Source organism: Microbacterium sp. NPDC077391, from assembly GCF_040686955.1.
Classification (GTDB): domain Bacteria; phylum Actinomycetota; class Actinomycetes; order Actinomycetales; family Microbacteriaceae; genus Microbacterium; species Microbacterium commune.
In genome coordinates this window covers 220,812-241,980 of record NZ_JBFBMI010000001.1, presented here as the reverse complement: position 1 = coordinate 241,980, position 21,169 = coordinate 220,812, and the positions used below count along the sequence as shown (strand labels likewise).

The window sequence follows — 21,169 nt, the reverse complement described above, 5'->3', positions numbered from 1 at the left end:
ACCGGAACATCCTAACCGCGGCGTGATCCGCTCCCCATGGGGAGAGATACCCATCCGGCGGGCTCAGCCGTCAGCTCAGCAGCGCGACGACCAGGCCCACGAGACCGGCCATCGAGACCACGCACGCGACGCCGACCGCGGTCACCGCGATCGCACTCGACCGTCGATCCCGCCGGACGACGGACGCCAGGACGGCATCGGTGTCGCGCGTCGGCGCCGTAGCGCCGACCACCGCCGGCGGCCTGGACGGCGCGACCGGAGCCGGACGCGGCTTGTAGATGGCGGGAGCCGCGTCGCCCGGACGGCGTCGGGGCGGCGCGGCGATCGTGTCGGCCGTCGACGGGTCGTCCTCGGTGGGGGCGGGCCGAGACCGCACGACGATCGTGTCGGCGGCCGCCGGGTCGGGGTCGGATGCCTCGGATCCGGCGCGCAAGGCCTGCGCCCCCAGGCCGGGCCGCCGGTCGACGACCACCGTGCGCTCGTCCGCATCGTCGCGGAGGATCACGACCGTGCGCTCGTCCGCATCGTCGTCCGAGAGCGCAGACGCTCCCGCGTCGGGCGCATCCGGCCGCGCATCGACGTCGTGCCCGCGGCGCGCGCGGCGGGTCAGCTCGCCGGCGGCCGCCGCGTCGGGGTCGTGTGCGCCCATGTCAGCGTCGCCTGCGCACGGGAACGGTGGTGCTCTCGAGCATCGAGTCGGTGCGCGGTCCCGACGACATGCGGCTGTCGGTCGCACCGTCCGATGCTCCCGCCGCACCGCCGGCGACCACATCGATCACGATCACCGAGATGTTGTCCCGACCACCGGCCTCCTTCGCGCGGCGCATCAGCGCCTCGGCGGCCGTCTCCGGCCGCCCGCACATGGTCAGCGTCGCGCGGATGCTCTCGTCGCTGATCTCGCCGCTGAGCCCGTCCGAGCAGATCAGCAGCCGCTCGCCGTCGACCACGGGCACGAGCCAGCTGTCCGCGACGCTGTCGGCGGCGCCGACCGCTCGGGTGATGACGTTGCGCTGGGAGAAGTCGGCCAGGTTCTCGGGCCGCAGCTCGCCGGCATCCACCAGCGCCTGCCCGAGGGAGTGGTCGACGGTCAGCTGGTCGAGGGTCGATCCGCGGTGCCGGTACACGCGGGAGTCGCCGACGTTGAAGACCAGCCAGTGCGGTGCGCCGTCGTGTTCGACCAGCGCCGCAGCCGCGACCGTGCTTCCCGCCCCGCGGGCGTGCTGCGCCGAGATCGCCGATACCGTCTCGTTCGCGCGGGCCAGGGCAGCACCGATCAGCTCGGTCGATACGGGCGATCCGACCAGCGGCGCGAACGCCTCGACGATCGCGGCGCTGGCCTTGTCGCCGGCTTCGTGCCCGCCCATCCCGTCGGCCACGAGGAACACCGGCGACTCGGCGAGCACCGCATCCTCGTTGATCGCCCGCTTCAGACCCACGTCGGTGAGGGCGGCGACGTTGAGCACGACACCCGTCGTCACGCGCCGGACTCCACGGCCACGTGCATCCCGACCTCACCGAGGATGAAGCGCCCGGCGCCGATCACGCTCTCCCCGGGATCGAGCAGCGTCTCGGCACCGTCGTCGGCCACGACGACGACGCCGTTCGTGGAGCGCAGGTCGGTGAGGCGCCACTCGTCGCCCTGGACGACGAGGCGTGCGTGCGTCTTCGACAGCGTGCGCGTCCGGTCGGGGATCGGCAGTCGCTGCTCGCCCGGCTGGCCCTCGGGGTTGCGGCCGATCACGATGCTCGTCGCCGACAGCGCGAAGCGTCGACCGTCGTCGAGCACGAGCACGCGTCGCGCCCCGCGTCGACGGGAGACGACGACCGTGGCGTCGAACTCCTCGTCCTCGTCTGCGGTGGGTGCGGGTGCCGGGATGCGAGCCGGCGGGGCGGCCGCGGCCGGCGGCGCCGGGCGTACCTGCGCTGCCAGGTCGGCCCGGGTGACCGGAGGAGAAGCCGCGGCACCCGCCGGCGGCGCGAACGGCGAGTCGGCGTCTCCGGCGCGCCGCGCAGCCGGCGGGGCGTCGACGGTGTCGGCCGTCGCGACGTCGGAGGCTGCCGTGGAATCCTCACCTGGCGCGGCCGGAGCAGCGGGTGCCGGGTGCACGAGAGGCGCAGACTCGGCATCCGGAAGGGCGGCACGGGCGGATTCCGCAGTCGGCTGATGCAGGAGGCGCGCAGACGCGCGCGTCTGCGGGGCGTCGACGGACGCTGCCGCGTCCCCGGGAGCGGGTAGGTCAGTCGAATCCGTCGTGTCCACCGCGGCCGGAGCGGCCGACACGGCCGGGCGCGCGGGAGCGGGAGGCGGTGCCGGTGCGGCGGGAGCCGACGCGGCGGGCACCGCGGGACCGGACTCGATCGGCGACATCGCCGTGGCGGGCGGAGGCGGAGGGGGGCTCGTGACCCCCGGCTGTCCCGAGGTCCACGGCACAGACTCGATCAGAGCCGCCGAGCCGCTGCCGCGCTCGGGATCCTGCGGCCGAGCAGCGCGATCAGCCGGAGCAGCCGGGGAGTCCGGGGACGCCGGAGGAGCGGCCGTAGGCGCAGGCTCGAGAGGAGGTGCGAGGGGCGGAATGACCGATGCCGCGTGAGCGGGCATCGCGGCGACGCCGGGCGCCGTTCCCCGATCCCCGGGCTCTGTGCGCGCGGGAGGCGCGACCGGCCCTGGCGGCAGGATCGGCGGGGCCAGGTAGCCGTGCGAGTCGACCGGTCCGGCATCCGCGGGCTTGCGAAGCGGACCCGGCCGGATGCCCGCCAGCCGATCGCCCTCGGGGTAGGGCGGCGGCCCGGCGACGAGCACGGTCGCCCATGCCGGAGGCAGCAGCACGGCCAGCACGGTCATGCCCGCCCCGCAGTCGAATCGCTGATTGATGCGGTGCACCGCGAGGATCTTCACGAACAGGCCGTACAGCTGCACGATCGGGATGAACAGCAGCACGGCGTTCCAGGCGGGCTTGCCACCCAGGGTGAGGATCGTCGCCTCGTTGAGGACGGGGATCCAGCCCTTCCAGCCCTCCTCGCCGAGCCGGGTGAACAGCTTCGAGAGGGCGATGGCGTACCAGATGTACACGCCCAGACCCACGATGAGATAGGCCGCGATCACGACGAGCGTCGGCACCGGCATCCCGCCCCCGGCCGCTGTCTCGAACGACCGCGGATCTGCGAGCGCATTCATGCGTCCTCCTCCTGCCGGCGTGCGCCGGCCACTGTGAGCGTATCGAGCAGGCGGCTGCGAATCGAAAGCGCCGGGGTCCGGCGCGGGCGGATCCGCTCGAGGAGCGATCGCATCCGCAGACGGGTGCGAAGCCGCCGCCACCGTCGATCACCGCGGCCGATGTCCGAGCGCTCGCGGTCGACGATCGCCCACGCGGCCGAGGCGTCGGTGTCGGCGGGCGGATGCGGCGAGAAGACCCCCGCGTCGACGAGTCGGGCGAGCTCCTCGGCCGCCGGCCGCCCCGACGACTGCGCCCGCTGCACGCGCGTGCCGTCGCCCGGCATCGCCACCCCGTGGTCGACGTACAGGTCGACCAGATCCTCCCAGGCGCCGACGAGACGGATCTCGGCGTCGCCGGCTGTGCGTCGAGCGCGCCGACGCACGACCTTCGCGAGGAGCAGGGTGAGCAGCGGCAGGGCGAGCAGCAGCAGCGCGAGCAGACCGATCGCGATCGCGCGGAGCGCGGGCAGGAACCCGCCGAGCAGCGGCGGATCGCTCTGGTCGAGGGGAGTCGCATCGGCCTGCGCGTCGTTCTGCGCCTGGGGCGGGTCCAGCGCTTCGCTGCGCGGCTGCTCGGGAACGGTCGGATGCTGGGGAAGCTGCTCGCCCTCGGTGATGGTGCTGGGCAGCACCGCGAACTGCGGCGTCACGTCGACAGCGACCCACTCGGCACCCGGAGCGCGCACCTCCACCCACGCGCTCATGCTGGCGCCGGTGCAGGTCTCGGTGCAGGAGGCGATGCCGGGCACCTCGTCGGTGGTGCCGAGGCGCGCGCCCATGACGACCCGCGACTCGAGGCCCCAGTACCGGGCCAGCAGAGCCGCGGCGGCAGCGAACTGCTCGTCGTCGCCCACCGCCGAGACGAGCATCTCCGGCGGGGCGTCCGAGCCCACCTTCGCCTCCTGCCGTCGCAGTGCCGCGAACACCTCCTCGACGCGGGCCGAGGAGTGCCCGGCGTAGCTGGCGGCGAAGGAGTAGCCCTCCGAGCCCAGGGCAGCGATCCAGCCGGCCGCGGCCGCGTCGTCGAGCAGGGCGTGGCTGAGGTAGCCGCGCGAGCGGAGCCGATCGATCAGCTCGAGATACCCTGCACCGGTGCGCGGCTGCTCCTGGAGCTGAGCCCAGTCGACGAGCTCGGGGTACGCCTCGGCATCCAGCAGCGACGGCCCGCCCTGCGCCGTCGAGAGGTCGTCGCGATCTCCGCCGGCAGCCGCTGCGAGCACGGTGTAGCGATCCCCCGGCACCAGTCCTCTGCCGCCGTCCGGCGCCTCCGCGATCGTGATGGCCGAGTCGCCGCCGTCGTCGATGTGGAAGCCGTCGGCCAGCGCGTCGGCACGGGGCCCCGAGAACGTCGGGGCCACGATGAGCTCGCCGGGCACCGGGGTCCAGATGCCGCGGTACGCGTCGCCGATCGTGATCGTCAGCTCGGCGCGGTCCTGCCCCGGCGCGCTCGTGCGCGGCAGCCGACTGAAGCGCGCGTCGGGTGAGACGTGGAAGTCCTGTCCGTCGTACCGATCGAGCGTGACCAGCCGGATGCGATCGATGGCGCCCACGTCGCCCTCGATGCTCAGCACCGTCTCGTCGAGACGGTCGCCGGCGAACCACGACCGGTACGACGCGAGCGGGCTCGGCTGCTCGCGCACGACGACCATCGGGTCCACGGCATCGCGAAGCACCGAGCGTTCCGACCAGTCCGCCGCCGCGGGCGCCACGAGCGCACCCGCGGCGAGCGCGGCTACCACGAGAGAGCCGGCGAGCAGACGCCGGCGCACGGCGGGCCAGATCGGGGTGCCGCGCCGTGCCACGCCACGAGCGGCGACGGCGCGCAGCGCCGCTGCCCGCTGCAGCCGGGATCGTCCGACCAGCCAGGCGAGGGATGCGATGAAGAGCACGGCCCCGAGGGTCAGCTCCCGAGGCGCCGGGATCGTGACCGGCCCCAGGATCAGGGCGGGGCTCGGCGCCGAGACGCCGAAGGCTGTGCCGAACACGCCCATCGCCGCGACCACGACGACCGCCGCCGCGGCGCGGCGGCCGGGGTGCAGGGCCAGGAGGGTCGCGACGAACGCGCCGAACAGGCTGACGACCAGCAGGGGCACGAGCACCGCCTGGTACTCACCGAGCGGCGGCGCGAGGGTGAGGATCTGCTTCCAGCCGACGACGACGCCGAGCACCGCGTCGCGCAGTCCGGCGAGGAACGCCGGAGCGGACCTCAGCCCGGAGGGCACGGCCAGGGGCACGGCGAGCACGAGGTAGCTGCTCACCACCGCGACGCCGCCGAGCACGGGGCCGAGGCGACGCGCGCGCACGAGCACGCCCAGCCCGATGCCGGCCAGGCCTCCCACCGCGGCCACGGCGATCGCCCGCGACGACTCGTACACGGGCCACGCGCCGGCCGCCGTCACGGCCACGCCGACGAGCACGTAGCCGAGACCCCACAGGGTCAGCGCTCGCGAGCGCGGCGGCCGACGGCGAGGCCGCGCGGCGGCATCCGTCCTGCTCATCGCAGCGCTCCCCTCGCCAGCATCTTCGGCAGGTCGCCCAGTGCGCCGAGAGTGAGCACAGAGAGCTCGCGCGCGTTGCGCAGCGTGGGCTCCGCACCCAGCTCGCTGCGCACGGCGACGGCCCCCACCGCGGCGGGCAGCCGCACGGCGGCATGCCGCAACCGGTCTGTCGGCATCCTCGATCCGGTGAGCAGGAAGGCGATCGAGAGATCGGGGTACGCCTGGGCGGTCAGGGCGGTGACGGCCTCGAGGCGCATCACGTCGTCGGCGAGGTCGACCGTCGAGGTGCCGTCGAGCAGCGTCCGGGGTGTGAGGGTCGAGAGCGTTCTGATCGACTGCGTCGTCGTGGCGCCGTGCTCGGAGACGATCCCGCTGACGGCGAACAGCACGTCGCGGCCCTCGAACACGCCCTGCAGCGCGAGAGACGCGGCGGCGCTGACGGTGTTCTCGAACTCGTCGTCGCCGTCGTACGAGTCGGCCGCGAGATCGAGCAGGACGGCGATGCGCGCGTGGCGCGACTCCTCGTACTGCCGCACCATCAGGCGGCCGGTCTTGGCGGTCGATTTCCAGTGCACGTGCCGCTGCGAGTCGCCGACCACGTACTCGCGCACGGCGTGGAACGAGAGGTCCGCGTCGACGAGCGTGCTGCTGGGTGTGCCCTCGAGGTCGCGGATGAGCCCGGCCGCGGTGCTGGGCATCGCGACGGTCACCGGATGCACGTGGATGCGCTGCACCTCGGGCCAGCTGAGCTCGCGGCGCAGCAGGCCAATCGGGTCTGCGCGGGTGATGGTCATCGGGCCGACGTCGATCACCCCGCGACGGTGCGCGGCGATCGTCAGCTCTTCGCGGTGCTGCGCACCGGGTCGCAGCAGGGGCACGTGCGCTTCGATCAGGCCGTCGCCGACGGGCACGTCGACGACGCCCGGCAGCGACAGGCGCGCGCCCTCGTTGCGCACGTCGAGAGTCGCCGCGATCTCGGATCCGGCCACCACGCGGTCCCGGTCGAGCACGAGCCCGATGCGGTGATCGTGCGCGCCGAGCACGAACGGGATGCAGAGCACGAGCAGGGCGAGCGAGACGGCGGCGACCGCCCACGCCTCCACCCAGCCGAATGCCCGTCCCGCGGCCACGCCGAGCACGAGCGCGACCACGACGAGCGCCCCGGCCGCGGTCACGGTCTCGTGCACCCACGCACCGACGGCGCGGCCCGCGCGGCCGAGGGCGCGCAGGGTCCTGCGAGCGCCGGACACCGCGCCGCGGACAGCACCGCGCTGCGTCGTCGTGGAGTATCGCGTGACGGTCGAGGTGCGGGTCGACGTGCTCGTGCGCGCCGCCGCCCTGGTGATCCGCGATTCGGTGCTGAAGCTCACGCAGTGCCGTTCTCGCGCGGGGGATCGACGTCGAGCAGGATCTGGCCGATGACCGCGATGGCGGTGACGCCGTCGAACTCCGCCTCGGGCTCGAGCACCAGGCGGTGGGCGAGGGCCACCACGGCGAGCTCGCGCACGTCATCAGGGGTGACGAACGTGCGTCCGTTCTTCGCGGCCCACGTCATCACGAGCCGGGACAGGGCGAGCGCGCCGCGCACGCTGACGCCCAGGCGCACCTCGGATGCCCGTCGGGTCGCGTCGACGATGCGCATGATGTAGTCGGAGATGAGCGGGTTCACGTACACGCCCCTGGCGATCTCGCCCATCGTGAGCAGCGTGTCGGTGCCGACGAGCGGTGCGAGCTTCTTCTGCGGCTCGGGTGCCGCCTGCAGGATCCGCATGGTGGCCGCGTCGTCGGGGTAGCCGATCGAGGTCTTGATCATGAAGCGGTCGAGCTGCGCCTCGGGCAGCCGGTACGTGCCGCCCTGCTCGATCGGGTTCTGCGTGGCCAGCACGAGGAACGGCGAGCCGACCTCACGGCTGACGCCGTCGACCGTGACCGTGCCCTCCTCCATCACCTCGAGCAGGGCGGACTGCGTCTTCGGGCTCGCCCGGTTGATCTCGTCGGCGAGCACGATGTTGGCGAACACCGGACCGGCGTGGAACTCGAACTCGCCCGCTTTCTGGTCGTACACCGTGATGCCGGTCACATCACCCGGCAGGAGGTCGGGTGTGAACTGGATCCGGGTGCTCGTGCCCGTGATCGTCTGTCCGATCGAGCGCGCGAGCGCGGTCTTCCCCGTGCCCGGGAAGTCCTCCAGCAGCACATGCCCTCCGGTCACCGCCGTCGCGAGCACGAGCTCGATCACGTGCCGCTTGCCGAGGATCGCCTGCTCGACGTTCTCGGAGAGGAGCGAGAACGTCTCGGCGAACCAGGAGGCCTGTTCGGGGGCGATGGTCATGGAGCATCCTCTCGAAGGGGGCGGGCGACGGGGGCACCGCGGAAGGTCACGGGCATGCGGTCATCCGCTGGGTGATCGCAGACAGGGTCCCGTACGCGCCGTTCCACGACAGCGTGACGTCGTACGAGCCCGGCGCGTCGGCCGCCTCGGCCGCCGCCACCCGGTACGAGCCCCGCGCTGCAGCGGAGACGCTGACGGCGTCGGACGGGTCGGTGGGTGACAGGCACGCCGCGAAGTCGACCTGGACGATGGTCGGCGCCGTGGTGGCGGTGACCTTCACCGGGTCGGAGCACCGTTCAGTCTCGGTCGCGTGACAGGCGCGGGCGCGCACCTGGCCGGGCGACGCGTCGGGGCTCAGCGTGAACTCGTCACGCCACGACCCGTACATCTGATACTGGGCGACGAATCCCGGTTCGACGTCGATCGCGGGTGCCGAGGCGAGCGGGTACGAGTACCGATCACCCTGACGGGTCGGTGTCTCGGCGACCCGGTAGGTCGTGTCGCCGCCCGGGCCGTCGACGAAGGTGAAGGTGAACACGCGCGCGGTGGTCGACTCCGCGACGCCGTAGCCGTTCGACACGCAGGCCTTCACGCTGTACGCCTGGTACGCCTCGAGCCCCTGCAGCGAGGGCGACGACGAGGTGACCTCCGCTCCGGAGACCCGCAGACCACCGGAATCGTCGGCGCTGCACGTCGCCCCGCCCGATCGCCACGCCAGGTAGACGACCTCGAGCGGCTCGTCGCTGCCGTTGCCCTGCGGCGAGATGCCCGACACGTTCACCGCGGTGTTCGAGACGGCGGTGGCCTGGGTCTGAGCGGGGTCGAAGTACGGTGCGCCGGCGACCGTGACGGAGACAGGGTAGGCGGCCCCCTCGTTGCCGCCGCCGGTCGGCGGCTGGAACTGGCTGACCGGCACGAGCGTGATGGTCTGCGCTCCCGGAGCCAGCGTGAGCTCGGCGGTGGTGGTGGCTCCGGTGCGCGGGATCACGTCACCGGTCTCCGCCACACGGAACGCGCGGGCGTCGCTCGCGGCGGTGATGGCCAGCGAGACCACCCCTCTGCCCCGATCGTTGCCTCCCTGCCGGTACACGGGTGTCGCGGTGGCCTTCGAGATCACCGGCGCCTCGTACGCCCAGCTGGTGTGCGCCGAGGTCGCGGCCGATGTTCCCACGGCGTTCACGGCGGCGGCGGTGAAGGAGTGCGGCACACCGTTCACCAGACCGTTCACCGTGCAGCGGACGGTGCTGCCCGCCGGCCGGCAGGCAGCACCCGCCGGTGAGCCGTCGCGCAGGATCGTCACGCCGGTCAGTGCCGGATGCGCCCGCGCGGCCTGGCCGAGCGAGACCTCCAGCTCGACGCTGGATCGGCCGAAGCCGATCGTCGTGAGGCTGGCCGGCGGCTGGGGGAAGCCCTGCAGATCGAGCGTCAGAGTGCCTCCGCCGGTACGGCCCTGAGCATCCGCGACCGTGAACGGCACCGTGCACTGGCCGCCGGGAGCCTGTCCGCCGGACGGCCAGCTGACGGCGATGGCTCGCTCGTTCACCGCAGCGAGAGCGGCGACGTCGCAGCGCGCCCCGGCGCCCAGCGACACCAGCTGCAGCCCGGCGCCGGGCTTGCCGGCGAACGGATCGTACTCGCCGGCGACGTCGACGACGTCGATCGAGCATCCGCCGCTCGTGACCACGCACTGACGGGTCAGGGTCGCCCCGCGCGGTGCGTCCGGCGGTGCGGCGCCGACGACGAGACGCAGCACGGCCGTCGGCTCACCGTCGGACGGAACCGTCACGGCGACCTGCTCGACGGCGCCGGATCGGGCGTCCGCCCGCGCCTCCACGCTCAGCGTCGCGCCCTTCTGGGTGACGATGAACGACGATCCCGAGTACGCGATGCGGTACTGCAGCGACGACCGGTCGCCCTCGCGTCCGCCCTCCCAGGAGGCCATGCCGGCGTACAGGTCGATGTCGGTCGTCGCGCCGGGGGCGACGGTGTGCGCGATCGACGACAGCACGAGCTGCGGCGCCGACGGCCGGATGCCCACCGGCACGTCGACGTACGACCAGGTGCGCTGTCCGTCCAGACGCACGGGCACGAGGCAGGTGTCCGACCACGGGGCCTCGCGGCCGGCCGTGTACACGGCTGTGGTGCCCGAGCCTGCGGTGCAGGTGGCGGCACCGCGCTGTGCGAGGAACGGCCCCTCGCCGAGCTGCACCCCGTCGGATGCCGGCAGATCGAGCATCTCGCGCACATCGAAGGTCGTCGACGCATCCTCGTCGACCGTCACCGGCTTCACACCCTGCTTCAGCTGCACCCGCATGTCGTCGAAGGCGGGGATGTGCAGGAATCCGTATCCGACGACGTCACGCCCCGCGGGGGACGTGCCGGTGACCTGGAACGGCACGAGAGCGCCGTCTTCGGGGACCGGTCCGATGATGCGGCTGCCCTTCACGGTGTATCCGCCGGTGTCGCCCCACAGGCTCAGCGTCAGCGATCGCACATCGCCCGACGCCCACTGCACACGCTCGCCGAGCACGTCGATGCCGCCCGACGCCAGCTCGGCCCGATCGCGCGCGGTGAGCACCGTGTCGGACACCACCGGCTGGTCGACGACCGCGCCGTCGGAGACCGAGACGACGATCAGTCCCTGCGCGGTGCTCGCCGTCCGGCTCGAGCGCACCGTGTAGAAGTACGAGTTCGTGCCCGCCACATCGCCCGCACGCAGCACGATCCGTCCGTCCTCGAGCGACGTGTCCGGGTCGACGAGCGCGTCGAGCCGCGCATACAGCGGGTTGCCCGGCACGGCAGGGGCGTTGGGCACGAGGTCGACGATCTCGAGCTCTCCCTGCGCGGGATCGGAGTCGTTCGCCGCCGGGTGGATCACCACCGGCGTCGCGGAGCCGGTCTCGACGCGCACGTAATCGCTGTACGCGACGGGTGCGGCGTCGCTCACCCTCGCGTCGAGCACGCCGATGCGGATCCGGGCCGAGGCCGTCTCGCCCTGCGAGTCGCGAACCGAGTACCGGAACGTCACCTGACCGCCCTCCACCCCGCCGGCGGGGGCGCGGTAGACGATCGCATCACCGGCGGCGGAGATCGTGGCCGTCCCGCGCCCGCGATCCGGCTGCTCCACCGCGGCGAGGGTCACGCGGTCGCCGTCGGGATCCACGCCGTCCGTCGGCACGGTGAGCGAGACGGTCTGCCCGCTCAGCACGCGTCCGGTGAGCGCCTTCGGGCTCGGTGCGCGGTTGGTGCCGGAGGGGACGACGGTGACCGTCACCGCTCCGCTGTCGAACAGCTCGGGGCTGCGCTCGAGCGACACGGCGTAGGTCAGCCGGTACGTGCCGGGCGTGGCCGGTGCGAGATAGCGCAGGGCGCCGCCGTCTGCGAAGACCAGTTCGCCGTCCTGGCCGGACCCGCCCACATCGGAGCGCACGATCAGCGGCTCTCCGCGCGGCGCCACGTCGTTGCCGGTGACGTCGATCCTGGTGAGGGCGCCTGCGCGCACGGTGACCGCATCGGGGAACACGATCGGTCGTGTGACGGTCGACGGCGGGGTGAGGAACACCGTCACCGTGCCCTCGACCGCCGCCCCCGACCCGTCGGCCACCGTCACCGTGGCCCTGCCGATGACGCCCGGCTCTCCGTCGGAGGTGGTGCCGCTGACGCGGAGCCGCTCGTTGCCGACGACGTTCGCCGTCAGCTGCGGGGTCGAGCTCATCGCGCCGGCGAGGATCAGCACGCGTCCGCTCGTGTTCCGCACGGCACGCAGCACATCGACCGTTGTGTCCTCCCCCGCGCGGACGAACGCGGTCAACGGCGCCATCGTCAGCGGGGCGGCACCGTCGACAGCGGTGATCCGGATGACCGCGGACTGCTCGGCCTGGGTCATCGTGTCCTGCGCGGTGTAGGTGACGACGTACTCGCCGGCCTCCGGCACCGTCACCTCGACCACGCCGGATGCCGTGTTCGGCACCACCGTCATCCCCTCGGCGGTCGCGGCGGTCTGCACCGCGTCGACGAGTCGGTACGATCCGGATCCGCCGGTGAGATGATCGCCGATGCGCACGCTCTGCGGCTCGCCGATGCGCGCCGTGATCGCCACCGGCGCGGCCCGCATCGCCGGGCTGCCGTTCACGCGCACCTCGAGCGTCTTCTCGGTGGCCGCTCCGCGGGCGTCGGCCACGATGACCGTCACGGGGATCACGGCATCCGCCGCGTTGGGATCGGTGTGGCGGATCGCGACGCGCCCATCCGCGGTCGGCACGACCATGACCGGCGCCGCGCTGTCGACCTCGTTCGCGTCGCTGAGCACCAGGGGGTCGCCCTCGGGGTCGACCCATCCGGCCAGCACCGGCACGATCGTGCTGCCGCCGGGCAGCAGCTCGGGAGACGGCCAGTCCTGCCGGCACGCGTCGACACCGCACCAGACCGGCGCCGAATTCGCGTCGTCTGCGACCACGGTGAGCGTCACGGTGGCCGGCTGCGAGACGGATGCACCGTCGGTCACCGTGTAGCTGAACGTGGACTGGCCCGACGTCGCCCGCACGTCGACAGCCAGCGACTGCGCGTTGCCCACCAGCGACAGCTGCCCGAAGGCGGGATCGGTCAATCCGCCCTCGACGGACGACGCGTCGATCGTGAGCACGTCCTTGCGGTTCGGATCGTGGTCGTTGAGCAGCACGGGCAGCACGACCTGCTCACCAGCCCTGACACCGAAGGCGTCGTCCACGGCGATCGGAGGCAGCTGCTCGGCGACGTCCTCGACGACGACCCGGCCTTCCTGCTCCTTCGTCTCGTCGTCGACATCCCACTGCTCCAGCGGCACCGGGCGCCCGTCCGGGGCCGTCCAGATGAGCCCGGTCGCGAGTTCGGTGAGCACCGCCCGGTCGCCGTTGGCGCGGAAGACGGGCTGGATGTCGACCGAGTCGAGCACCTCGTCCGGCACGGTCAGCGCGGTGACGTCGCCGTCGGATGACCACAGCGTCGCCGAACCGGTGTCCACCCATCCCGCGTATCGCGCCGAGCCGACCACGACGGGCGCGGCGGGCACCCCGGCGGCGTCGGCGATGCGCTCGGCCTCGCCGCTGCGCAGCGCCACCGACACGAGCCCGTCCGAGTCCGCGATCAGCACGTCGTCCCCGCGGGCCGCGCCGCCCTGCAGAACGGCGTCGTCGGCGACATCGAGATCGACGGCGTCGTCGCGGCCGGCGACCCAGAGCCTGCCCTCACCGCGCTGCAACAGCGCCCAGCGCTCGCCGATGACGGTCAGGGCCAGGTCGGCATCACCGTCCGGAGCCGCGTCGAGCGTCGAGCCGTCGCCGACGAAACGGTGCTCCTCCACGTCGAAGAGGCGCACGGCGCCCTCGTCGGACGAGTACAGCGCGAGCAGCCCTGCGGGCGAGAGGCCGATCGCGTCGGCGACATACGTCGGGCGCTCCTCACCCTCCTCGACCTCCGCCTCCGCGAACGGGTCGACGAGGGCCGTGGCAGCTCCGGGCTCGAGGGACGACACCGCCACCTGCCCGGTGTCAGTGCGGTAGGCGACGAAGGATCCGGCTGACACGATCTGACGCGTGCCGGCCGGCGTGGGGACGGATGCCGGGGGAGCGCCGTCCTCTGCGGCATCCGCGAGCAGATCCGTGGGACTCGCCGGGTCGATGTCCCAGCGCTGCCGGCTGCCCTGGCTGAACAGCACGGCCGACTGCCCGTCCTGCCACACCGCCTCGGGTGAGTCCGCCGACCGGACGGTGTCGATCTCGGCGAGCTCGGTGTTGACCCGCGCGTACTGGCCCGCTTCGCGCAGCACCCACACCGACGACTCGAGTCGGGGCACCTCCTGCGCCGGGTAGCCCTGCGCGGTGACGGCGAGCACGATGACGACCAGAACGGCGACAGCACCGGCGATGCCCGAGATGAGGCGCCTCCGGGAGTGGGCGGGCGCGGGCGCCTGGCCCTCCTTGCCGAGTGCCATCAGATGACACCGGTCAGGTTGAGGACCACGACGCCGATCGCGGTGATCGCGGCTGCGCCGACCAGCGCGCCGATGACCCCGGCCGCCCACGGCGAGCGCGCACGGGACGGTGCCGGAAGGTCGTCGCGGTCACGGAGGCTCGTGCGCTGCTTCTCTGCGCGAGCGGCCCGACGGGAATCCGGAGCGACGGTGGTGATCACGGGGCCGCGGTGACCGGCATCCGCGAAGCTGACGGGGGCCGCGGCAGCCCACTCCGCCGATGCCGCCTCGAAAGCCGTCGGGGCGATGCCGAGCTCGTACTGGGCCCAGCGCAGGCGGTCGGCGAACGCCGCCATCGACGGGAAGCGCTGCGCCGGGTCGCGGTGCATGGCCGTCGCGAGCAGCTGATCGATGATCGGCGGCATGCCCGCGACGGGGATCGGCGTGTAGCGCGCGCGGATGATGCGCTGGCGCAGCTGATCGCGGGAGTTCGCGTCCCGGTCGGGGCGCTCGAACGGGCTACGCCCCGCGAGCAGGGTGTACAGGGTCGCTGCGAGGCTCCACACCTCGCTGGGCACCGACCCGGTCACGCGCTCCTGCAGCACCTCGGGCGAACTCCACGGCACCGACATCGCGAAGACGTCGCTCTCACCGGCATCCACCACCGCCGCCGCGATGCCGAAGTCGGCCAGCACCGGGGAGCCGAGCGAGTTGATCAGCACGTTCGACGGCTTGATGTCGCGATGCAGCAGTCCGGCGCGGTGCACGGTCTCGAGCGCGCCCGCGATGCGCACCCCGGTGTCGAGCACCTCTGCGAGCGGCAGAGGCGCCTTCCGGTAGCGGGCGCTCATCGTGTCGGGGCAGTACTCCATCGCGAAGTACGGCCGGCCGTCGGCCGAGATCGACGCCTGGTAGATCGTGACGATCGACGGGTGCGCGCTGAGCCGCGCCGAGATGTCGGCTTCGGCGTTGAATGCACGCAGCACGTCGGGGTTCACGGCGTCGGCCAGCAGCACCTTCACCGCGGCGACGCGACGGGGCATGTCCTGCTCGTAGAGGAAGACATCGGCGAACCCGCCCGAACCCAGCGGTCGCACGTAGCTGTAGCCGGCCAGCGTGGGAGGCGGCGACGTCATGCGCTTCGCCACGAGTCCTCCTCACGATGTCCCGGGGCGACTGAACACACGGGGCGCGTCGTCTGCGCGCGCGGGAAGTTCCCCCTGACGAGGAGTATATCGGCCGGGCGCAGCCCCGCTGCGTCTCGCGCCCGGCCTACGGCGGGGGCTGCGTCCGGGCCATGATCACGCCGCCCGCCAGCATCCCGCCACATGATCGTCGACCATGCCCGCCGACTGCATGAGGGCGTACATCGTCGTCGGTCCCACGAAGCGGAAGCCGCGTGCGCGCAGCGCCGTGCTGAGCGCCGTCGACTCCGCGGTCACCGCGGGCACCTCCCCGAGGTCGCGGGGTCGGGGGCCGGATGCCTGTGGCGCGAACGACCACATCAGGGCATCCAGCTCACCCTCGGCCATGTCGCGCACGAGGGCGGCGTTCGTGATCGTGGCCTCGATCTTCGCCCGGTTGCGGATGATCCCGGCATCCGTCATCAGCCGTTCGACGTCGTCGGCGCCGAACGCCGCCACCTGCGCGGGGTCGAACCCGGCGAACACCTCGCGGAAGCGCGGGCGCTTGCGCAGGATCGTGATCCAGCTGAGCCCCGCCTGGAAGCCCTCCAGCGCCATCTTCTCGAACAGCGCGCGGTCGCCGTGCAGCGGGCGGCCCCACTCCTCGTCATGGTAGCGGCGGTACTCGGCGTCGTCACCGACCCACGCGCAGCGGTCGCGGCCGTCGGCCGCGGTGAGCAGGGATGCCATGGCGCCACGATACCGGCGGGGTCGGACACCCTGTGTCGGCGCCCCTGCGCGGTGTCCGTGCGCGTGCCCGCGCCCGTGCTGCGGCGAGGCCCCGCGCTGCGCCGAGGCCCCGTCGCCGTCGCGTGACGGAGAGGGGGCCTCGACAGCGGAGGAGGGCGCCGACGCTCAGCGTGTGCGCTGCTTGAGCGCCTTCTCCGACACGGGCGCCTCGCCGGACGCCTCGAGCGCGGCGTAGTACGCACGGGCCTCGTCCTGGCGCTGCTGCTCGACGCCGCTCGCGATCGGGGCGCGCACGTGCTCGGGCTCGTAACCGAAGGCCTGCACGAGCTCGAGGGCGTGCGGACGCAGGCGCGCGCAGAGGCGGTCGATGTAGCTCGACACCGCGGCGGCGCGCTGCGTCGACAAGCGGCCGTTGATCATGTGCCAGGCGAGGTGCTTCTCGATCAGCGACAGGCCGAACAGGTCGCGCAGCCAGGTGAGCACCTGCCGGGTGCCGGCGTCGTCGATCCTGCGGATGGCGTCGGTGAACGCCTCCCACTGCAGCAGCTCGCCGTGGGCACGGGCGGCCTCGATCAGCTCGGCCTGGTTCTCGTTGAACAGCTTCTCGCCGAGCACTTTGTCCTTGCCCGCGGCGCGAAGGCGTCCGGCGATGTCGGCGACCATCTGCTGCACGCGCTCGGTGAGCAGCTCGTGCTGCTGCTCTTCGCGCAGGCCGAGCTCGACCGAGCGGGCGACCTGGCCGAAGTCGGCGACGGCCTGGCCGAGGGCGCGCAGCCCCGCACCGTGGAACACCTTGCCGGCCGTCTGACCGACGGCGTAGCGGGCGAGCTTCCTGGCATCCGCGCCCTTGAACTGCTTCGCGAAGTCGGTGAGCAGACGCTTGCCGACCAGCTGCAGCAGGATGTTGTTGTCGCCCTCGAAGGTGACGTAGATGTCGAGGTCGGCGCGCAGGCCGACCAGACGGTTCTCGAACATGAACCCGGCGCCGCCGCAGGCCTCGCGTGCCTCCTGCAGGGAGTCGAGCGCGTGCCAGGTCGACAGCGGCTTGAGCGCGGCGGCCAGGGTCTCGAGGTCTTCGCGGTCTTCGGGGGTGTCGGTGCGGCCCGAGAAGACGCCGTCGAACTTCTGCAGGAACTCGTCGTGCGCGAAGATCTGCGCGTATGTGGTGGCGAGGCGCGGCAGCAGCCGGCGCTGGTGCTTGCCGTAGTCGAGCAGCACGGTCTCGGAGCCGTCAGCGCCGTCGAACTGGCGGCGCTGGGTCGCGTAGGTGATCGCGATGTGCAGGCCGAGGGCGGATGCCCACGACGCTGCGCCGTCGAGCGAGACGCGTCCCTGCACCAGCGTGCCGAGCATGGTGAAGAAGCGGCGGCCTGGGCTGCTGATCTCGCTCGAGTAGGTGCCGTCCGCGGCGACGTCGCCGTAGCGGTTGAGCAGGTTGGTGCGCGGGATGCGCACGTGGTCGAAGCTGAGGCGTCCGTTGTCGATGCCGTTCAGCCCGCCCTTGAGACCGTCGTCCTCCCGGCCGATGCCGGGCAGGTCGACGCCGTCGTCTCCGCGCAGCGGCACGTAGAAGCAGTGCACGCCGTGGTTCACGCCGTTCGTGATCAGCTGCGCGAACACCGTCGCCGCAACACCGTGCAGCGCCGCGTTGCCGAGGTACTCCTTGGTCGCCGCACGGAACGGCGTGTTGATCACGAACTCCTCGGTCTCGGGGTCGTACGTGGCGGTGGTGCCCACCGCGGCGACGTCGGAGCCGTGACCGATCTCGGTCATCGCGAAGGCGCCGGGGATCGACAGGTCCATCACCCCGGGCAGCCACTTCTCGTGGTGCTGCTCGGTGCCGAGCTGCAGGATCGCCGAGCCGAACAGTCCCCACTGCACGCCCGACTTGATCTGCAGGCTCGGGTCGGCCGCGACGAGCTCTTCGAATCCGGCGATGTTGGCGCCGTTGTTCTCTTCGCCGCCGAAGCGCTTCGGAAAGGCGCGGTGCACGGCACGGTTCTCGACGAGCAGGTGCAGCTGCGAGAGCACGCGCTCGCGGTGTGCGTCTTTCGCGAGGCTGTCGTCGCGCCAGAAGGCCGGGTCCTTGATCATCTCGCGGGCCTCGCGGCGGGTCTCGGCCCAGGTGCCGAGAAGAAGCTCGTTCACTCGATCGACGTCGATCGTGTGGGGCGCCGGCGCCGCGGTGGGGGCGTCAGCGGCAGGGGTGGGACGGATGGCTGCGTCGACCATGGCGGTTCCTCTCAGAAAGGAGCAGGTGTCCTTCAACCGTAGGAGTCCGACAACGAGAGGCGAAGTCGACTGTGGTGGATGCACAAGGGCATCCGGCGCCGACCGCGCCTCCCGTTGTCACCTGGCGACAGTCGGCGACCGTCTCCGGGGATCACCAGGCGGTCGTGATGGTGCCGTTGCCCTCGATGACCTCGCGCACCGCGTCGCTCGTGAACGCCTTCGCGAGGGCCTTGGTCGCGTCGGAGTCGGCGTCCTTCTGCTGCACGACGAGGTTCAGCGCGAACCGGTCGTCGAGCTCGGTGATCAGGCCGTCGTCGTCGGGGTTGAGGCCGAGCGCCTTGATGTGCGAGGGCCACTGGAAAACCAGGTCGGCCTCTTCGTACGCGGCGTTCAGCGACGAGATGGGCACCTGCACGAACTCGAGGTTCTTCGGGTTCTCGGTGATGTCCTTCACGGTCGCCGCGTACGGGTCGACCGCCGGGTCGAGGGTGATGACGTCGTTCGCGGCGAGCAGCTTCAGCGCTCGGCCGGTGTTGGACGGGTCGTCGGGGATGGCGACGGTGCCGCCCTCGGGCAGGTCTGCGATGTCGTCGAGCGTCTTGGAGTAGAACGCGATGACGAAGTTGTACACCGGCTGCACGCCGACCAGGCTCGCGTCGTTGCCCTCGTTGAACGTCTGCATGTAAGGGATGTGCTGCGAGAAGTTCGCGTACACGTCGCCGCTGTTCAGGATCGTGTTCGCGGTGATGTAGTCCGCGACCTCCACGAGCTCGACCTCGTAGCCGTCCTCGATGGCCTCTCCTGCGGCCTTCACGACGTCGGTCATCGGCGCCTGCACGGCGGCCACCTTGAGCACGGTGGGCTCTCCGGCACCGGCATCCGGCTTCTCGTCCGCCGCAGGCGCACAGGCGGTGACGAGGAGCGCGAGACCGAGACCGGCTGCGGCGAACGCGAGGCGTGACTTCTTCATGGGTGTCTTCCGTTTCGATGGGGGTTCGGTGTGAGGCTCAGCGGTGGTCCAGCCGCACCGAGGTGCGGTGACCGATGGCCTGGATGGCGAGCACGCAGACGATGATGATGACGATCGTGAGGTACATGAGGTTGTCGTTGTAGACCTGGTAGCCGTAGCGCATGGCGAAGTCGCCGATGCCGCCGCCGCCCACCACGCCCAGCACGGTGGAGTACGACAGCAGGCTGATCGCCGCCGAGGTCAGGGCGTAGACGAGGCCCGAGCGCGCCTCGGGAAGCAGCATCCGGAACACCGCCTGCGGCACCGTCGCGCCCGAGGCGACGGCGACCTTCGAGATGCCGGCGGGGATCTCACGGAGGATCTGCTCGGTGAGGCGGGCGTAGATCGCGACGGCGACGAAGCAGAGCGGGAGGGTCGCCGCCTGGGTGCCGAAGCTCGTGCCGATGACGGCTCTGGTGAACGGGATGAGGAACACCACGAGCAGCAGGAACGGGAACGAGCGGACGATGTTGATGTACAGGTTGGCGATGGTGTTGACGGCGCGATTCTCGGCGATGCCGCCGCGTTCGGTGAGGTACACCACGGTGCCCAGCGGCAGGCCGACGAGCACGGCGGCGAGCAGTGAGACGAGCACCATGTATCCGGTCTCGGCCATCGACTCGGCGATGTCGGCGCCGTATTCGGCGAGCAGGTCGGTGAGCCACGTCATGCCGTCAGCTCCCGCTTGACCTGTTCGTAGTAGCTCGGCAGCGATCGGGGGCCTGCGGCGTCGATCCCGAAGAGCTCGCGCAGGCGGCCCTTCTCGAGCAGCGCCGCGCGGTCGCAGATCGCCTTGACGACGTCGAGGTCGTGCGTGATGACCACGATGGTGGCGCCGAGCTGGTCGCGGGCGTCGGCGAGCACCCGCAGCACGTCGGCGGTGGTCGAGGCGTCGAGCGAGGAGGTGGGCTCGTCGCACAGCAGCAGCGGCGGCTTCGAGACGAGGGCGCGGGCGAGGCCCACCCGCTGCCGCTCGCCGCCGGAGAGCTGGGCCGGGAAGTGGTCGGCGCGGTGCGACAGGCCGACGAACGAGAGGATCTCGTCGACGGCATCCCGCTGCTGCGCCGCCGTCATGCTCTTCTCGCCGCGCGTGCCGCTGCGCGTGCCGTTGCGCTGCGCCAGACGCAGCGGCAGGCGCACGTTGTCGCGCACGGTGCTGTTGCTGAGCAGGTGGACTCCCTGGAAGACGACGCCGATGTCGCGGCGCAGGGCGCGCAGGGCGGCTCGGTCGAGGCGGGAGACCCGGGCGCCGTGGACGAGCACGTCGCCTTCGGTCGGGCCGGTGAGGCCGTTGATCAGCTCGAGCAGGGTCGACTTGCCGGCGCCGCTCTCGCCGATCACGCCGAAGATCTCGCCCGTCCGGATGCTGAGCGTCACGTCGTCGAGCGCCGGACGTTCATCGGCGTCGGGTCGGAAGCGTTTGCTGACGTGGCGGAACTCCACGATCGCAGGCAGGTCGGTGGCCATCGCGTCTTTCGAGTGGGGTGGCGGGCCGGCTGTCGGGCCCGAGCAGGCCGAGCGGCCTTTTCTGTACGTGATCCAAATTATAGTTGCCCTATGATCCTCAGGTACCGGACGGAAGCGATCAACGGCGACGGCGGGACGGGCACGGCTCGCGTGACAGGCGGCATGGAGGTGCCGGTGGCGTCGCCGCTGACTTCGGATCCCGATCCGGATGCTTCGAACCCGGAGCAGCTGCTGGCGCTGGCGTGGTCGACGTGCCTGAACGCGACGGCGCAGGCGTTGGTGAAGCGCGAGCGCCGCACGGCGGTGCGGATCGAGGTCGAGCTGCACGACGCCTCCGATGGCCCCGGGTATGAGTTCCACGTCGACACGTATCTGTCGGCGGAGGGGCTGACCCTGGACGAGACGGCGGATCTGCTGGCTCGTGCGCACGCGCGCTGTCCGGTGTCGAAGCTGCTGCGGGGTGCGACGACGGTGCAGGTGCACGCGGAGCAGTTCGCCGGCTGAGGATCGGCGGGCCGGATCGGGTGCGCCCCGGTGTGCCCCGGTTCGGTTGGCAGGTCGAGTTGCGAGGCGCGTGAGGCGTCCGGGGATGCGCG

Annotated in this window: 14 protein-coding genes; 1 reads left to right on the top strand and 13 read right to left on the bottom strand. The window is 72.0% G+C overall.

Annotated features, from left to right (window positions below; translation table 11 throughout):
- Window positions 1-70: 70 nt before the first annotated feature.
- The 13 genes from AB0O65_RS01110 to AB0O65_RS01050 all read right to left on the bottom strand — a co-directional run bounded on the left by AB0O65_RS01110 (window position 71) and on the right by AB0O65_RS01050 (window position 20,573).
- Entirely contained in the window at window positions 71-649 is a 579-nt protein-coding gene (locus AB0O65_RS01110) for a hypothetical protein (RefSeq protein ID WP_071644916.1), read from the bottom strand.
- 1 nt (window position 650) lies between these two features.
- A complete protein-coding gene (locus tag AB0O65_RS01105) occupies window positions 651-1,478 on the bottom strand; it encodes a protein phosphatase 2C domain-containing protein (protein WP_363382326.1) in 828 nt (275 codons plus the stop codon).
- Window positions 1,475-3,175 carry a DUF5684 domain-containing protein gene (locus tag AB0O65_RS01100; protein WP_363382323.1) on the bottom strand — a complete coding sequence of 567 codons (1,701 nt, stop codon included), beginning with the start codon at window positions 3,173-3,175 and terminating at the stop codon, window positions 1,475-1,477. The genes AB0O65_RS01105 and AB0O65_RS01100 overlap by 4 nt, the downstream gene beginning before the upstream one ends.
- Window positions 3,172-5,712 carry a transglutaminase domain-containing protein gene (locus AB0O65_RS01095; protein ID WP_313479365.1) on the bottom strand — a complete coding sequence of 847 codons (2,541 nt, stop codon included), beginning with the start codon at window positions 5,710-5,712 and terminating at the stop codon, window positions 3,172-3,174. Before AB0O65_RS01095 ends, AB0O65_RS01100 begins: the two co-directional genes overlap by 4 nt.
- Complete coding sequence (locus tag AB0O65_RS01090) at window positions 5,709-7,082, bottom strand: DUF58 domain-containing protein (RefSeq protein WP_363382321.1); 1,374 nt, start codon at window positions 7,080-7,082, stop codon at window positions 5,709-5,711. The genes AB0O65_RS01095 and AB0O65_RS01090 overlap by 4 nt, the downstream gene beginning before the upstream one ends.
- Window positions 7,079-8,044, bottom strand: coding sequence for a MoxR family ATPase (locus AB0O65_RS01085; RefSeq protein ID WP_071644921.1), 966 nt, complete (start codon window positions 8,042-8,044; stop codon window positions 7,079-7,081). Before AB0O65_RS01085 ends, AB0O65_RS01090 begins: the two co-directional genes overlap by 4 nt.
- 46 nt (window positions 8,045-8,090) lie before the next feature.
- On the bottom strand, window positions 8,091-14,012 hold the full coding sequence (locus AB0O65_RS01080) for an Ig-like domain-containing protein (protein WP_363382318.1): 5,922 nt from the start codon (window positions 14,010-14,012) through the stop codon (window positions 8,091-8,093).
- The gene (locus tag AB0O65_RS01075) at window positions 14,012-15,139 is read right to left on the bottom strand and encodes a serine/threonine-protein kinase (RefSeq protein WP_363382315.1); all 1,128 of its coding nucleotides are present in this window, start codon (window positions 15,137-15,139) and stop codon (window positions 14,012-14,014) included. The genes AB0O65_RS01080 and AB0O65_RS01075 overlap by 1 nt, the downstream gene beginning before the upstream one ends.
- A 153-nt stretch (window positions 15,140-15,292) precedes the next feature.
- Window positions 15,293-15,865 carry a DNA-3-methyladenine glycosylase I gene (locus AB0O65_RS01070; RefSeq protein WP_363382312.1) on the bottom strand — a complete coding sequence of 191 codons (573 nt, stop codon included), beginning with the start codon at window positions 15,863-15,865 and terminating at the stop codon, window positions 15,293-15,295.
- A 165-nt stretch (window positions 15,866-16,030) separates the two neighbouring features.
- Window positions 16,031-18,097, bottom strand: coding sequence for an acyl-CoA dehydrogenase (locus AB0O65_RS01065; RefSeq protein ID WP_363382309.1), 2,067 nt, complete (start codon window positions 18,095-18,097; stop codon window positions 16,031-16,033).
- Window positions 18,098-18,248: 151 nt separating this feature from the next.
- Entirely contained in the window at window positions 18,249-19,067 is an 819-nt protein-coding gene (locus AB0O65_RS01060) for a MetQ/NlpA family ABC transporter substrate-binding protein (protein ID WP_313479380.1), read from the bottom strand.
- A 37-nt stretch (window positions 19,068-19,104) separates the two neighbouring features.
- Window positions 19,105-19,776 (bottom strand): methionine ABC transporter permease, encoded by a 672-nt coding sequence (locus AB0O65_RS01055; protein WP_071644926.1) that lies wholly within the window; start codon window positions 19,774-19,776, stop codon window positions 19,105-19,107.
- A complete protein-coding gene (locus AB0O65_RS01050) occupies window positions 19,773-20,573 on the bottom strand; it encodes an ATP-binding cassette domain-containing protein (RefSeq protein WP_363382304.1) in 801 nt (266 codons plus the stop codon). Before AB0O65_RS01050 ends, AB0O65_RS01055 begins: the two co-directional genes overlap by 4 nt.
- Window positions 20,574-20,663: 90 nt before the next feature.
- Here AB0O65_RS01050 and AB0O65_RS01045 point away from each other — a divergent pair, with 90 nt between their 5' ends.
- On the top strand, window positions 20,664-21,077 hold the full coding sequence (locus AB0O65_RS01045) for an OsmC family protein (protein WP_363382301.1): 414 nt from the start codon (window positions 20,664-20,666) through the stop codon (window positions 21,075-21,077).
- Window positions 21,078-21,169 lie beyond the last annotated feature (92 nt).